The organism is Acinetobacter tibetensis, assembly GCF_023824315.1.
Classification (GTDB): Bacteria; Pseudomonadota; Gammaproteobacteria; order Pseudomonadales; family Moraxellaceae; genus Acinetobacter; species Acinetobacter tibetensis.
Window position 1 is genome coordinate 2,753,532 of the sequence record NZ_CP098732.1, and the last position, 15,044, is coordinate 2,768,575.

General features: G+C 41.8%; 11 protein-coding genes, 6 tRNA genes and 3 rRNA genes. 10 read left to right on the forward strand and 10 right to left on the reverse strand.

Annotated elements, in window-relative coordinates:
- The first annotated feature begins 218 nt into the window (after positions 1-218).
- The 7 genes from M5E07_RS13290 (at position 219) to M5E07_RS13320 (ending at position 4,759) form a co-directional block, all read left to right on the forward strand.
- On the forward strand, positions 219-890 hold the full coding sequence (locus M5E07_RS13290; RefSeq protein ID WP_104441104.1) for a glutathione S-transferase N-terminal domain-containing protein: 672 nt from the start codon (positions 219-221) through the stop codon (positions 888-890).
- On the forward strand, positions 890-1,318 hold the full coding sequence (locus M5E07_RS13295; protein WP_252219894.1) for a ClpXP protease specificity-enhancing factor: 429 nt from the start codon (positions 890-892) through the stop codon (positions 1,316-1,318). The genes M5E07_RS13290 and M5E07_RS13295 overlap by 1 nt, the downstream gene beginning before the upstream one ends.
- A 16-nt stretch (positions 1,319-1,334) precedes the next feature.
- Complete coding sequence (locus M5E07_RS13300) at positions 1,335-1,991, forward strand: hypothetical protein (protein WP_252219897.1); 657 nt, start codon at positions 1,335-1,337, stop codon at positions 1,989-1,991.
- 384 nt (positions 1,992-2,375) lie between these two features.
- Positions 2,376-2,735 (forward strand): roadblock/LC7 domain-containing protein, encoded by a 360-nt coding sequence (locus tag M5E07_RS13305; RefSeq protein ID WP_016165410.1) that lies wholly within the window; start codon positions 2,376-2,378, stop codon positions 2,733-2,735.
- 74 nt (positions 2,736-2,809) lie between these two features.
- Positions 2,810-3,775, forward strand: coding sequence for a hypothetical protein (locus M5E07_RS13310; protein WP_116759939.1), 966 nt, complete (start codon positions 2,810-2,812; stop codon positions 3,773-3,775).
- 9 nt (positions 3,776-3,784) lie between these two features.
- Positions 3,785-4,333: a GTP-binding protein gene (locus tag M5E07_RS13315; protein ID WP_252219900.1), complete on the forward strand. Its 549-nt coding sequence runs from the start codon at positions 3,785-3,787 to the stop codon at positions 4,331-4,333.
- A gap of 18 nt (positions 4,334-4,351) precedes the next feature.
- Complete coding sequence (locus M5E07_RS13320) at positions 4,352-4,759, forward strand: roadblock/LC7 domain-containing protein (protein ID WP_252219903.1); 408 nt, start codon at positions 4,352-4,354, stop codon at positions 4,757-4,759.
- Positions 4,760-5,063: 304 nt separating this feature from the next.
- Here the strand turns inward: M5E07_RS13320 and rrf are convergent.
- From rrf to M5E07_RS13345, 5 genes are all read right to left on the reverse strand, one after another.
- Positions 5,064-5,178: ribosomal RNA gene (rrf, locus tag M5E07_RS13325) — 5S ribosomal RNA — on the reverse strand.
- A gap of 171 nt (positions 5,179-5,349) precedes the next feature.
- Positions 5,350-8,243, reverse strand: a 23S ribosomal RNA gene (locus M5E07_RS13330).
- Between the two features lie 364 nt (positions 8,244-8,607).
- Positions 8,608-8,683 (reverse strand) — tRNA-Ala (locus M5E07_RS13335).
- 71 nt (positions 8,684-8,754) lie between these two features.
- A tRNA-Ile gene (locus M5E07_RS13340) sits at positions 8,755-8,831 on the reverse strand.
- A gap of 61 nt (positions 8,832-8,892) precedes the next feature.
- Positions 8,893-10,429 (reverse strand): 16S ribosomal RNA (locus tag M5E07_RS13345).
- The 16S, 23S and 5S rRNA genes sit together here with 2 tRNA genes alongside, the layout of an rRNA operon.
- A gap of 571 nt (positions 10,430-11,000) precedes the next feature.
- Between M5E07_RS13345 and yfiR the strand changes: the two genes are divergently transcribed.
- From yfiR to yfiB, 3 genes are read left to right on the forward strand one after another with little or no spacing between them, the layout of a single operon-like run.
- Positions 11,001-11,453 carry a regulatory sequestration protein YfiR gene (gene yfiR / locus M5E07_RS13350; RefSeq protein ID WP_252219907.1) on the forward strand — a complete coding sequence of 151 codons (453 nt, stop codon included), beginning with the start codon at positions 11,001-11,003 and terminating at the stop codon, positions 11,451-11,453.
- 2 nt (positions 11,454-11,455) lie between these two features.
- Positions 11,456-12,667, forward strand: a complete 1,212-nt coding sequence (gene dgcN / locus M5E07_RS13355; protein ID WP_252219910.1) for a diguanylate cyclase DgcN/YfiN — start codon at positions 11,456-11,458, stop codon at positions 12,665-12,667.
- 10 nt (positions 12,668-12,677) lie between these two features.
- The gene (gene yfiB / locus M5E07_RS13360) at positions 12,678-13,163 is read left to right on the forward strand and encodes an outer membrane lipoprotein YfiB (RefSeq protein ID WP_252219914.1); all 486 of its coding nucleotides are present in this window, start codon (positions 12,678-12,680) and stop codon (positions 13,161-13,163) included.
- A gap of 249 nt (positions 13,164-13,412) precedes the next feature.
- Here yfiB and M5E07_RS13365 read toward each other — a convergent pair.
- The 5 genes from M5E07_RS13365 to nadA all read right to left on the reverse strand — a co-directional run bounded on the left by M5E07_RS13365 (position 13,413) and on the right by nadA (position 15,023).
- A tRNA-Pro gene (locus M5E07_RS13365) sits at positions 13,413-13,489 on the reverse strand.
- Positions 13,490-13,493: 4 nt separating this feature from the next.
- A tRNA-His gene (locus M5E07_RS13370) sits at positions 13,494-13,569 on the reverse strand.
- Positions 13,570-13,602: 33 nt separating this feature from the next.
- A tRNA-Arg gene (locus M5E07_RS13375) sits at positions 13,603-13,679 on the reverse strand.
- 45 nt (positions 13,680-13,724) lie between these two features.
- Positions 13,725-13,801 (reverse strand) — tRNA-Pro (locus M5E07_RS13380).
- Positions 13,802-13,955: 154 nt separating this feature from the next.
- The gene (nadA, locus tag M5E07_RS13385) at positions 13,956-15,023 is read right to left on the reverse strand and encodes a quinolinate synthase NadA (protein ID WP_116761533.1); all 1,068 of its coding nucleotides are present in this window, start codon (positions 15,021-15,023) and stop codon (positions 13,956-13,958) included.
- Positions 15,024-15,044: the final 21 nt, after the last annotated feature.

Sequence of the window (15,044 nt, forward strand, 5' to 3'; positions counted from 1 at the left end):
TAACATCTTAATCAGCAACCTAAACCGACGCTAAATCCAACTTATCACAAAGCACCCAATCCCAAACACAACTGTAAAATGAGATTGTCTCATTTGCTTTTCTCTTTTCTGGTTTATTTGAGAATAAATCTGCTCATAAGCAGCATATTATTCAGCATGGCGTGATTTCCGACGCTAATTTTAGTATTCTATATGATCAATCAAAATTTTTGAGACTTATGTCTTTAGAAAATCCTGCAACTCCCATTCAGGGAATTACCCTTTATAGTCACGCTGATGATTTTCGCTCGCATTGGATTCGTTATGTGCTTGCCGAAAAGCAGATTAAATTTAATCTCATCTTGCTCGATTACGACGATGAAGATCTGGCGAGCCTGAACCCTTATCATCAACTTCCAATGTTGATTGAAAATGATCTTAAATTATTTAACACCAATATCATTTCGGAATATTTAGATGATCGCTATCGTCAAAATAAACTGTATGCTGATGCACCAGCACCACGTGCCGAACAGCGTCAATATATTTGGCGTTTTGAACAAGATTGGTTGAAATTAGCCGATATCATGCTTCGTCATCCAGACAGCCTCAATAAAAATGATAGCGCTAAAGCACAGAAGCGATTAAGAGACACACTAATTTCTCTTACACCATTGTTCCAACATTATCCTTATTTTATGTCGGATAACTTTACAATTTTAGATTGTATGTTAGCACCCATTTTCTTACGCTTAGATTCTATGGGAATAGAATTACCGCATAAATTATGTCGCCCAATCCTCTTATACTGTCAACGTATTTTCCAACGACCTGCATTTATCAAATCTTTGACCTTGCAGGAAAAAAATCGTTATAGCAAGTTTTTATCTTCGCCACCGAGTAAACCATAATGTCTGAACAGGAAACCAACTTATCTCCTACCCGTCCCTATTTGGCCCGTGCTATTTATGAATGGATTTGTGATAACAATCTCACACCATACTTGTTAGTCGATGCGACACAACCAAACACCATGGTCCCTGAACAATTCATTCAAGATGGTCAAATCGTCCTCAACATCGTGCCACATGCGGTACATCAGCTCCATATGAGTAACGATGCAATTACCTTCTCTGCACGTTTTGGTGGTGTATCTCGTGATATTTATGTGCCACTATATGCAGTATTAGGTATCTATGCTCGTGAAAATGGGCAAGGCTTATTTTTTGATCCAAATGAATATGAAAATGTTCAAATTCAGCAAGATGATTTAAAATCAGAACCTGAACAAAACCAAGAACAACCCAAGAAAAAGCCAAGCTTGAGGTTATTAGATTAAAACAAGAGGAAGCAATATGGCTTTTGACTTAGTACAATATTTTGCAGAGCAAATTCACATTCAAAAGCCAGAGCTTCTGAATCAATATCAGTCGAGTGAGCGTAAAGCACATCTGGCAGAAATTAATACGCTCAGTCTTGCCAAACTGATTACCTTATGGCGTAAAGATGAAAATAAACTCTATCAAGAAATTCAATCCCAAGAACAACTTTATATTATTGATATTGCTCGCCACCTCACCACTTCAGACCAGAATCATTCCACTTTAAAGAAAACTGAATTTGAACATACGATTACGGAAGTTTTGTCTTTACAGTTAGCCGAATTAAAACAATTAGATGATACAGGTCATTATGGCATTAAAGGCTTACGTGAACTGATTACAGGGCAAGTCGAACATTTGTCTGGGCAAGCAGCTGACTGGGTTTGGTCAACAAGTGAGCTAACAGAGCTCAAAGGATCTAAACCGATACCCGAAGAAGAGCTATCATTAGAGGAAACTATGAAGGAGTTTAATCAAATGGTTCATCAGAACAATGTTGTAGAGCATCATGAACAAGTAACTGAAGTTGAAAAAACTGTGGTTCCAACTTGGGCTAAAATTTTAGAACCAGTTGTCGCTTTAGCCATTTTATGGGTACTTTATTCTGCTGCAACTCAGATGTTTGTATAAGAGATGACAAGAGAGTGTGATTAAATCATAGTTGCACTCTCTTTTTTATAAAAAACAATTTCGTCTCAATTATTTATCAATTTATTTGATTAGTCCTCTTTTTTATTTTTGACCGCCCGGTAAAATTTACACATTGTTACACTTCTATTATAGTCATAATATGACATCCAAATTCATATGGTTATTCATATTCCTTTCTTCATTATGAGACTCAAATCACAATTAAGTTGAGTGCCGTAATCGGATATAGACCCAAATTGTCAGATGCTTTTAGAGAGAAAAATAATTTCTGTTGATAATATTTTAGTGCCATTCATATAATCAAATGGATTTGATACCAAGTTAAATCAATCCAAAAAATGCAAAAAACATAAGAGAATCAATATGGCTAGAGTATCATTAGAAGCATTATCAGAAATTGATGGTTTCCATGCAGCTGCATTAGTTGATGGGGAAAGCGGTTTGGCTTTAGCAACACAGGGAGGGGGTGACATCGATCTTGAATTAGCTGCAGCAGGAAATACTGAAGTTGTACGTTCAAAACGTCGTGTTGCAAATGCACTAAATTTGAACGATACAATTGAAGATATATTGATCACCCTCGGCAAACAGTATCACCTAATTCGCCCATTAGAAGGTAATGAAAAACTCTTTTTATACCTTGTATTAGAGCGTTCCAAAGCAAACCTTGCAATGGCACGTCATGAACTTAAAAGTTATGAGAAAGGTTTAGATTTCTCATGATTCAACATGCCCCCTTTTTGAATTGTCTAAAAAGGGGGATTACCGTTTCAACTTGTTAGATGTGTAGAGATAGTATGACAGAGCAATATCTTAATATTGCGATAACTGGTTTAAGTATTCATCATTCTGAAGAACTCAAAACCCAGCTACGTAATCTCATTCCACAAGAATATAAAATTAAATGGAGTACAGCAGCAGACCCCACTATCGATTGCTTATTTATACATGAAAATTTTTATGAAACTGACGGTATTCAAAAAATAATTCAAAGCCGTAATTTTCCTTGGTTAAAAATTACCAAGAATAATAACAATGAGAATATCCTTCAGGAAAATACCTTATCTCTACCTATTGTTAATCCACAGAGTTTTTCTGACTGGATTCTACAACATTTGCTCAATACATCACTCGAAAACCCGAACGATCATATTTTTGAAGTTAATCCTAAGAAAACCCCGTATAAACTCGAATATTTCAGTAAGATGCTCGACAAAGAGCACAACTCAAAACTACATCTTTTCGATACTTTAGGCACAATTGCAATTATCGATGTCAAAAAAAATATTGCTTGGCTCAATACAGAACGAGAACAGGCTTTTACAGATTCTGGTTTTGGCTATGACATTGCCAGCACCAGTAGTTTTATGAAAGTTTCGAGAAAACAGACTTATCTTTTAAATGACTGGTTATGGCAATTCTTTTGGGATTCCCCTTTATTCTTAAAAGAAATTGCACCAGAAGATGGCCATTTTAAGCTTCATATGTGGCCAAAACCTTCTCAAGACCTAGATCGAAAAGTTATATTCCAACTTTCTAGCTGTTTTATTCAAGGAGGGAAAGTTTCAAAAATTGCAACTCAATTAAATATTCCTTTAGAAACAGTTCAAAGATTCATAGCAGCAAATATTGCAGCCAATAATCTTTCCCGAATCAACATTTGGGATAAACACTTTAATCCACCAGAAGTTCCAGTCACGACTGAAGACTCAGGATTTATTAAAAGTTTCTTTGGAAAATTAAGAAAAAAATTGGGCATATAGGAAAATATCATGATATTACAACGGTTCAAAATTGTTTTTGCTGGAGGTATGGGGGCTGGTAAAACTGAAGCCATTAAATCATTATCAGAAATTCCAGTGTTGCAAACTGAAGCTTTTAATACAGATTCTCAACGCCATAGCAAAATGGAAACTACGGTTGGCATTGATTACGGAGAAATCACTCTAGATGACAATGTCACTATCGGACTCTATGGAACACCTGGGCAGAGTCGTTTTGACTTTATCTGGTCAGCGATTACGAAAGGCGCAATCGGTGCAGTGATTCTTATCGACCATCATTCTGAAGATCCTATTCAGGAACTCGAAAGCTATTTAGAAATTTTCCAAAACTTTACCGACAATATCTCGATCGGCATTACCCACACCGATCTCATCTCTGAAAATTCAAAATCTACAGGGATTTATAAAGACTGGTTATTACAAAATGACTTGTTTTCACCGTTATATTTTATTGATGCACGCAAGAAAGAAGATGTACTCTTATTATTAGAGGCGTTAATCACATCCATTGAAATTAACTCCAATATTGCTAATTAACTTGAATAGAGGTTTGATATGTTTACTCTAGAGCAAAGCCGTACGGCACCCAAAGAGTTAATTCAATTCGCCAAAGATGAAATTCACGACTTACTGATGAATGTCCGTGGTGTCAATTATGTGATGCTTTGTAGCACTGATGGCTTTGAACTGGCTCATGTCCATAAAAAAGACGGTTACAATAGCACAAAGCTTGCAGCCGTGAGCAGCTCAATCCTCGCAATGGTCGCAGCATTCATGAATGAAATTCATTTGGAAGGCTGTCAATCCATCACCTTAGATGCTGAGAATGGCAAAGCTATTCTCACCTCTATTACATCAAACAAGCATCCAATGATTATTGTGACTCTTGCTGAAAAAGATGTGTTACTAGGACAACTCCTTTATGCCTTAAAAACTGCCAGTAATCGTATTTCAGATTTTTAATCTTTGATTTAAAAAAACACTGAAGAAATAGCCTTACAGTTATAAGTAGCAACTTTAAGGTTATTTATAATAATCTTCATACAATAACGAGTGGATTAAAAAGCCAAATTTTTCTAATCATTATTTCACATCTCAAACCAGCATTTTAAGCTTCTCATTAATTTTTATTATCTCCTCTTTAATTATTTCAGAATAACGATAAAACCCTCTAATCATCCCCGCTAAAGTATTATTAATTTTTTAATAAAACCCCATGCAATAAAAAACACCCCCTAACGTTGGTTAGGGGGTGTTTGAATAAATGAGCTGGCGATGACTTACTCTCACATGGGTAACCCCACACTACCATCAGCGCTAAGAGGTTTCACTTCTGAGTTCGGGAAGGGATCAGGTGGTTCACTCTTGCTATTGTCGCCAGCACAACTGTTTATGACTATTCGTTATGGTCTTATTTACACAGCGTGTATGCCTAACTTTCGTCAAATGAGTTATTAACAGGTATATTTGAGTTGGATATTGTATCTAGCTTTATAACTAAATCAAGTTATTTGCAGTGATTTGAACCACAACACCAACTGTTTGGGTGTTGTATAGTCAAGCCTCACGAGCAATTAGTATTGGTCAGCTTCACATATCACTATGCTTCCACATCCAACCTATCAACGTCGTAGTCTTCAACGGCTCTTTAGAGGACATAAAGTCCTAGGGAAATCTTATCTTGAGGTAGGCTTCCCGCTTAGATGCTTTCAGCGGTTATCCCTTCCGAACATAGCTACCCGGCGATGCGACTGGCGTCACAACCGGTACACCAGAGGTTCGTCCACTCTGGTCCTCTCGTACTAGGAGCAGATCCTCTCAAATTTCCAGCGCCCACGGTAGATAGGGACCGAACTGTCTCACGACGTTCTAAACCCAGCTCGCGTACCTCTTTAAATGGCGAACAGCCATACCCTTGGGACCTGCTTCAGCCCCAGGATGAGATGAGCCGACATCGAGGTGCCAAACACCGCCGTCGATATGAACTCTTGGGCGGTATCAGCCTGTTATCCCCAGAGTACCTTTTATCCGTTGAGCGATGGCCCTTCCATACAGAACCACCGGATCACTAAGACCTACTTTCGTACCTGCTCGACTTGTGGGTCTCGCAGTTAAGCGCGCTTTTGCCTTTATACTCTACGCGTGATTTCCGACCACGCTGAGCGCACCTTCGTACTCCTCCGTTACTCTTTAGGAGGAGACCGCCCCAGTCAAACTACCCACCAGACATGGTCCTCGTCCCGGATAACGGGACAGAGTTAGAACCTCAATATTACCAGGGTGGTATTTCAAGGACGGCTCCATTGGAACTAGCGTTCCAACTTCAAAGCCTCCCACCTATCCTACACAAGTAAGATCAAAGTTCAATGTCAAGCTGCAGTAAAGGTTCACGGGGTCTTTCCGTCTAGCCGCGGGTACACCGCATCTTCACGGCGAATTCGATTTCACTGAGTCTCTGCTGGAGACAGCGCCCCCATCATTATGCCATTCGTGCAGGTCGGAACTTACCCGACAAGGAATTTCGCTACCTTAGGACCGTTATAGTTACGGCCGCCGTTTACTGGGGCTTCGATCAAGAGCTTCGCTTACGCTAACCCCATCAATTAACCTTCCAGCACCGGGCAGGCATCACACCCTATACGTCCACTTTCGTGTTTGCAGAGTGCTATGTTTTTAATAAACAGTTGCAGGGGCCTGGTTTCTGTGGCTGCCAATAGCTCATCCCGCGAGGGGAATCACCGTCAGCAGCGTACCTTCTCCCGAAGTTACGGTACCATTTTGCCTAGTTCCTTCAGCAGAGTTCTCTCAAGCGCTTTGGTCTACTCGACCTGACCACCTGTGTCGGTTTCGGGTACGATTCCTGTGTAACTGAAGCTTAGAGACTTTTCCTGGAAGCATGGTATCAGCCACTTCACTGTACAAGTACAGCTTGCTATCAGTTCTCAGCATAGAGTACCCCGGATTTGCCTAAGATACATGCCTACAACCTTTCACCTGGACAACCAACGCCAGGCTGACTTAACCTTCTCCGTCCTCTCATCGCATTACACAGAAGTATTGGAATATTAACCAATTTCCCATCGACTACGCCTCTCGGCCTCGCCTTAGGGGTCGACTCACCCAGCCCCGATTAACGTTGGACTGGAACCCTTGGTCTTTCAGCGTGCGAGTTTTTCACTCGCATTGTCGTTACTCACGTCAGCATTCGCACTTCTGATACCTCCAGCATACTTCTCAATACACCTTCATCGGCTTACAGAACGCTCCCCTACCACTTGCAATAAATTGCAAATCCGCAGCTTCGGCATATAGTTTTAGCCCCGTTACATCTTCCGCGCAGGCCGACTCGACTAGTGAGCTATTACGCTTTCTTTAAAGGGTGGCTGCTTCTAAGCCAACCTCCTAGCTGTCTATGCCTTCCCACATCGTTTCCCACTTAACTATAATTTTGGGGCCTTAGCTGGCGGTCTGGATTGTTTTCCTCTTGACTACGGACGTTAGCACCCGCAGTCTGTCTCCCGGATAGTACTCATAGGTATTCGGAGTTTGCATCGGTTTGGTAAGTCGGGATGACCCCCTAGCCGAAACAGTGCTCTACCCCCTATGGTATTCGTCCGAGGCGCTACCTAAATAGCTTTCGGGGAGAACCAGCTATCACCAGGCTTGATTAGCCTTTCACCCCTATCCACAAGTCATCCCCTGGCTTTTCAACGACAGTGGGTTCGGTCCTCCAGTTAGTGTTACCCAACCTTCAACCTGCTCATGGATAGATCGCCTGGTTTCGGGTCTACACCCAGCAACTAAACGCCCTATTAAGACTCGATTTCTCTACGGCTCCCCTATTCGGTTAACCTTGCTACTGAATGTAAGTCGCTGACCCATTATACAAAAGGTACGCAGTCACCGAACTAGTCGGCTCCCACTGCTTGTATGCATGCGGTTTCAGGATCTATTTCACTCCCCTCACAGGGGTTCTTTTCGCCTTTCCCTCACGGTACTGGTTCACTATCGGTCAGTCAGGAGTATTTAGCCTTGGAGGATGGTCCCCCCATATTCAGACAAGGTTTCACGTGCCTCGCCCTACTCGACATCATCATATCAGCCCTTTCGTGTACAGGACTATCACCCACTATGGTTGCACTTCCCAGAGCATTCCACTAAAACTGATATGACTTAATGGGCTTTTCCCCGTTCGCTCGCCGCTACTAAGGGAATCTCAATTGATTTCTTTTCCTAAGGGTACTGAGATGTTTCACTTCCCCTCGTTCGCCTTGCAACACTATGTATTCATGTTGCAATACCTACCTTATAGTAGGTGGGTTTCCCCATTCAGAAATCTCCGGATCACAGGATATTTGCCGCCTCCCCGGAGCTTATCGCAGGCTATTACGTCTTTCATCGCCTCTGACTGCCAAGGCATCCACCACATGCACTTAATTACTTGACTATACAACCCCAAACAGTCGTAGCACCTACAAGTAGTACTAGGACAGATCGATTGCTCGATCATACAGTTTGTTGTTCTGTGTACTTAAACACGGTACAGCTTCAATTCAATTCACATACCAAAACGCTTGATTCAGTTAATTTCGCTAGTAACTCATTTAATCACTTCATAGTTGCCTATGTCGTTTTCAACGAGTATGAACAAATTATTTCAACTCAAATATATTCTGTTAATGATTTTTCCAGCCTTCGTCAGGTCAGGAAACTGTGATAAATCACAGAAGTTAATAAAACAAGATCTTCCAATCTCTATTCACTAATTTCTATAATCTAACTACTTAGCTTATATATTGATATTCAATATATGGTGGAGACTAGGAGAGTCGAACTCCTGACCTCCTGCGTGCAAAGCAGGCGCTCTACCAACTAAGCTAAGTCCCCAGCTTATCAATAAGTTAATGTCTCTGTTTTTCTGTATTCAGCATTTCTTCAAATGCTTCGTTAGTCAGATTTGGTGGGTCTGACAAGACTTGAACTTGTGACCCCACGCTTATCAAGCGTGTGCTCTAACCAACTGAGCTACAGACCCTCAGATACATCGTCATGAAGAACAACTTGTTGTGGATTCTTACCAATCGTCAATCTTTCGTTAAGGAGGTGATCCAGCCGCAGGTTCCCCTACGGCTACCTTGTTACGACTTCACCCCAGTCATCGGCCACACCGTGGTAAGCGTCCTCCTTACGGTTAGACTACCTACTTCTGGTGCAACAAACTCCCATGGTGTGACGGGCGGTGTGTACAAGGCCCGGGAACGTATTCACCGCGGCATTCTGATCCGCGATTACTAGCGATTCCGACTTCATGGAGTCGAGTTGCAGACTCCAATCCGGACTACGATCGGCTTTTTGAGATTAGCATCCTATCGCTAGGTAGCAACCCTTTGTACCGACCATTGTAGCACGTGTGTAGCCCTGGTCGTAAGGGCCATGATGACTTGACGTCGTCCCCGCCTTCCTCCAGTTTGTCACTGGCAGTATCCTTAAAGTTCCCACCCGAAGTGCTGGCAAATAAGGAAAAGGGTTGCGCTCGTTGCGGGACTTAACCCAACATCTCACGACACGAGCTGACGACAGCCATGCAGCACCTGTATGTAAGTTCCCGAAGGCACCAATCCATCTCTGGAAAGTTCTTACTATGTCAAGACCAGGTAAGGTTCTTCGCGTTGCATCGAATTAAACCACATGCTCCACCGCTTGTGCGGGCCCCCGTCAATTCATTTGAGTTTTAGTCTTGCGACCGTACTCCCCAGGCGGTCTACTTATCGCGTTAGCTGCGCCACTAAAGCCTCAAAGGCCCCAACGGCTAGTAGACATCGTTTACGGCATGGACTACCAGGGTATCTAATCCTGTTTGCTCCCCATGCTTTCGTACCTCAGCGTCAGTATTAGGCCAGATGGCTGCCTTCGCCATCGGTATTCCTCCAGATCTCTACGCATTTCACCGCTACACCTGGAATTCTACCATCCTCTCCCATACTCTAGCTGACCAGTATCGAATGCAATTCCTAAGTTAAGCTCAGGGATTTCACATCCGACTTAATCAGCCGCCTACGCACGCTTTACGCCCAGTAAATCCGATTAACGCTCGCACCCTCTGTATTACCGCGGCTGCTGGCACAGAGTTAGCCGGTGCTTATTCTGCGAGTAACGTCCACTATCCAGTAGTATTAGTACTAGTAGCCTCCTCCTCGCTTAAAGTGCTTTACAACCAAAAGGCCTTCTTCACACACGCGGCATGGCTGGATCAGGGTTCCCCCCATTGTCCAATATTCCCCACTGCTGCCTCCCGTAGGAGTCTGGGCCGTGTCTCAGTCCCAGTGTGGCGGATCATCCTCTCAGACCCGCTACAGATCGTCGCCTTGGTAGGCCTTTACCCCACCAACTAGCTAATCCGACTTAGGCTCATCTATTAGCGCAAGGTCCGAAGATCCCCTGCTTTCCCCCGTAGGGCGTATGCGGTATTAGCATTCCTTTCGGAATGTTGTCCCCCACTAATAGGCAGATTCCTAAGCATTACTCACCCGTCCGCCGCTAAGTGATTGTGCAAGCACAACCACTCCGCTCGACTTGCATGTGTTAAGCCTGCCGCCAGCGTTCAATCTGAGCCATGATCAAACTCTTCAGTTTAAAATCAGTAGTACCTATAAGGGTACCAATCTTGGCTCATCAATTTTCTGACAAATATTTCTCAAATAAACTTCGAGTAATTTCTACCATCAATCAATGAAAATAATTTCGATCAATCAATCAGTAAAAATCCACACAAGTTGTTCTTCATAATCTCTTAATGATCTTCTTGATGACTCGTCATCATCAAGCTAGGTCGGCTATGTTACTCTAATCTAAGTTAAAGTCAACAGGTTTTGTTAATTATTTTTAAACCTCTTCAAGACTTCCAGATTCTACCGCTTGGGCTAAATCCTTGTTTCTCAACAAGTTTTAATCAACATCACCGCCGATGGATGTGCATTCTACAGTATTCCCAACCCGTTGCAATACCCTTTTTAAAATTAAATCATCAAGCGTTCTTTTTTTAATCAAAACATGTGATTTCTATCACGCCTCCTCCAATTAAGAGAACTATTTTTATTGATTACTTTTAGCTACAATCATCAACTTATTTCACTTATTAATTAAATTACTTGAAATGGTTAACACTAAAATAAGGGTTTATGTATTTATTTTCATCACCGCATTGATGTCAAAGCCTGTATATGCCGTTTCTACACATAATATGTTTATTATCACGCTGTCTATTTTAAGTTATGCAAAATGGAATACTCCCACGCCAGCTTTGTGCGTGATTGATAATCCAAACTATGCCCTACAATTTAATCAAGCTATTCGCTTACAAGGTTATCATTACAAAATTTCATCGATTCGTTTAAATGAATTAGATAAGTCTTCATGTAATGCCATTTTTTTATCTACCTTTTCCCCTCAGGAAGAACAGAAAATTATTCACAGTCAAAGACAGGATCCTCTCCTCTCTTTTAGTTCGACCAACCAAGCCTGTGAAATTGGAAGTTCCTTCTGTCTTTATACACGTAATAACAACACCTCATTTAAAGTGAACTTAGACAGTTTGAGTCAATCCAAAGTACGAGTAGATCCACGTGTGTTATTGCTTGCGAAAGCGACGGAGCAATAAAAATGGCTAAACGTTCTCGCATGACCTCATTGCAATCCTTATTTAAACGTTCGCAACTCGCAATGTTTGCTTTAACTTTTTCAATTTGTACGATTATTTTTATTGTCGTTTCCACCTACACCATGAATACTTACGCGAAACAAAGCTTAAATATTCTTGCTGAGGCGTTGAGTGAGCGCATACAGCCTGCAATGGTATTTAATGATCGCATAACGATTCAACAAATTTTAAATAACTACACCACACAATATTCTATTCGCTCCATTCAAGTCCTTGATCCTTCAAAACATGAGATTGCAAATAGTCGACAAGTTGCTCAATCCTTCCAGAACACTCAAAGTATTTTAGATCATTTATTTTTTCAGCAGCCCATTGAGATGGCTATTCGGCATAATCAACAGTATTACGGCTCAATCGTGGTCTATGGCAGTTCGCAAAGTCTGTTAGATTTTTTCTTTAAAATTTTAATTGGTTTATGTCTGGCTATTATTTTAATTTTATTTGCGCTTCTTTGGTCCGTGCGCTCCACATACCAATATTTAATGCGTTCTATTCATCCACTGGTCTCTACTGCGCGCGAAATTAGTGAATTTAAAGCCTATCAACTGCGCCTACCTCATTCTAATATCAAAGAACTACAGCAACTGAATGAGGTATTTAATGAATTACTAGATAAGATTCAAGCATCAACCCAAAAACTACGTGCGGAAAATGACGTATTGGCTCATCAAGCATTACATGATCAGCTCACACAACTACCTAACCGTCATTATTTTTATCAAACACTCTTGGCTAGCTTTGACCAATCTCCAAAGACCACCTCTGCATTATTTTTTATTGATAATAATAACTTTAAAGAAATCAATGACCAATATGGTCATTTGGCGGGTGATGCAGTATTACAGGAAATGGCTAAACGATTACAAAACTGCTTAAGACAAGATGATTTTATTGCACGTCTGGGTGGAGATGAGTTTGCTGTCCTCATTCGCAACGTCTCCAAGACCGAACACCTCACCAAAATTAGTGAAAACTTATTGAAATGCTGTGAACAACCGCTTCATTTTGATCAACACCAGATTTATTTCAGCTTTTCCATCGGGATTGCGTCAACCGAGCAAGCACATAGCCCCGAAGATCTCATCACTGCCGCTGACAGTGCAATGTATAAAGCAAAAACATTGCAACAAGGCTGGTACCTCTCTCTCCGCTAGGAACTTTACAATGATAACTTTTTCTCGCCCTATTAAACTCGCACTCATTCTATTGCTCAGTAGCGTTTTAAGCGCATGTGCCAGTTGGGGGCATTTAAACTACAAGCAAGCTCGCATGCTGAAAAAAGAAGGCTTCGTATTAACTGATGAAGGCTGGAGTCTACGCTTACCCGAGCGCTTATTATTTGGTTTTGACAGCTATGAGATTAAAGTTGAGCAAACTGACGAACTTATGCGCCTTTCAACCCAATTACAAAAATACAAACTCAATAAAATTAAGATTGTTGGTCATACCGATGATATTGGTGACAGTACGTACAATCAAATTTTGTCAGAAAAACGTGCGACCAGTGTATCTACAATTTTTCTTCAAACCGGCTTTCAACCCAATCATCTTCACACCATTGGACGTGGTTCTTCACAACCCCTTGTAGAAAATAGCTCTGATGAAAATCGTGCAACCAACCGTCGCGTGAATATTATCATTATCCCTTAGACTTGAATCGCTCAACTGTATTCAAGCTATAAAATAACTTACAAACCTATCAACGCTTATCATATTTCAGGTTGTCTAGCAATTCGCCAAGACAACCTTTTTTTGATTTTAAAAACTAAAGATAAAACAAGGAGAGTTTAATTACCGATCTGGTTATGAGAATTTGGCAAGATATAATATCGTTTTATTAAATTTTAGACATAAAAAAACCGCTTAACGCGGCATCTTTATCTCGACCATTTTAATAAATGGTCGGAGCAGTAGGATTCGAACCTACGACCCCCTGGTCCCAAACCAGGTGCACTACCAGGCTGTGCTATGCTCCGAAATTGGGGTGAATGACGGGATTCGAACCCGCGACAACTGGAATCACAATCCAGGGCTCTACCAACTGAGCTACATCCACCACTATATAGTCCTACAATATCAAGCTACCAAATGGCGCGCCTGACAGGATTCGAACCTGTGACCATCCGCTTAGAAGGCGGATGCTCTATCCAACTGAGCTACAGGCGCATGACCGATGATACTAATATCATATGATACTTTGCCTTGAAGAATTGGTCGGAGCAGTAGGATTCGAACCTACGACCCCCTGGTCCCAAACCAGGTGCACTACCAGGCTGTGCTATGCTCCGATTCATCTCAGCTTTTACCGTATCGCACATCGTGCGGTACGGTGTGCATTCTAGGCGTGACGCCCAAGAACGTCAACACCTATATTTAAAAAAAGTTAAAAAAACACATCAACCGTATAAATATCAAGCATTTCTGATATTTTTTATACAAATTTTAACGTTTTAAACTCGCACTGAAGTTTAGCATGCGATCTAGAGGTAATTTGGCACGCTCTGCCAAAGCTGGATCAACATGAATTTCCTGATCGCCTTGCTGTAATACCTGCAAAATTCCATCCAACTCATTCATCGCCATCCAAGGACAATGTGCACAGGAACGACATGTCGCCCCCTCACCTGCCGTCGGTGCTTCGACTAAAATTTTATTGGGTACCGCTTGTTGCATCTTGTAGAAAATACCGCGGTCTGTTGCCACGATTAAACGTTCATGCGGTAAGGTCTGTGCAGCTTTAATCAGTTGTGAGGTACTTCCAACAGCATCGGCGATATCAACCACAGATTCTGGCGATTCAGGATGAACCAAAACAGCCGCATCTGGATAGAGTGCTTTCATGTTGGCAATGCCACGTGCACGGAATTCTTCATGTACGATACATGCGCCATCCCAAAGTAGCATATCTGCACCCGTTTTCTTTTGAATATAGCGCCCCAAGTGCTGATCTGGTGCCCAAATGATCTTCTCACCCAAGCTATCCAAGTGCTCAATAATCTCAACGGCACAACTAGAAGTCACGACCCAATCTGCACGTGCTTTTACGGCAGCAGAAGTATTGGCATAGACCACGACAGTATGATCAGGATGCTGGTCACAGAACGCTGTGAATTCATCTACAGGGCAGCCTAAATCGAGTGAGCAGGTTGCTTCTAGCGTCGGCATGAGTACCGTTTTTTCTGGCGAGAGAATTTTTGCTGTTTCTCCCATGAATTTCACACCAGCCACAACTAAAGTTGAGGCAGGATGATCACGACCAAAGCGAGCCATTTCTAAGGAATCTGATACACAGCCGCCAGTTAATTCTGCCAATTCCTGTACTTCAGGATCGCAGTAATAATGCGCGACAAGAACAGCATCACGTTTTTTCAATTCCGCTCTGATTTGTTCAAATTTTTCCTGTTTGGCTTGCTCAGTCCAATGATTGTCTTTTGGCTCGCCTAAACGGTCTAAATGCGCCTGCACAATCGATTTTGCGTCATTGGCAATTAAATTGGTCGCATCATTCATAAAAACGTCTTCTCTATCCCA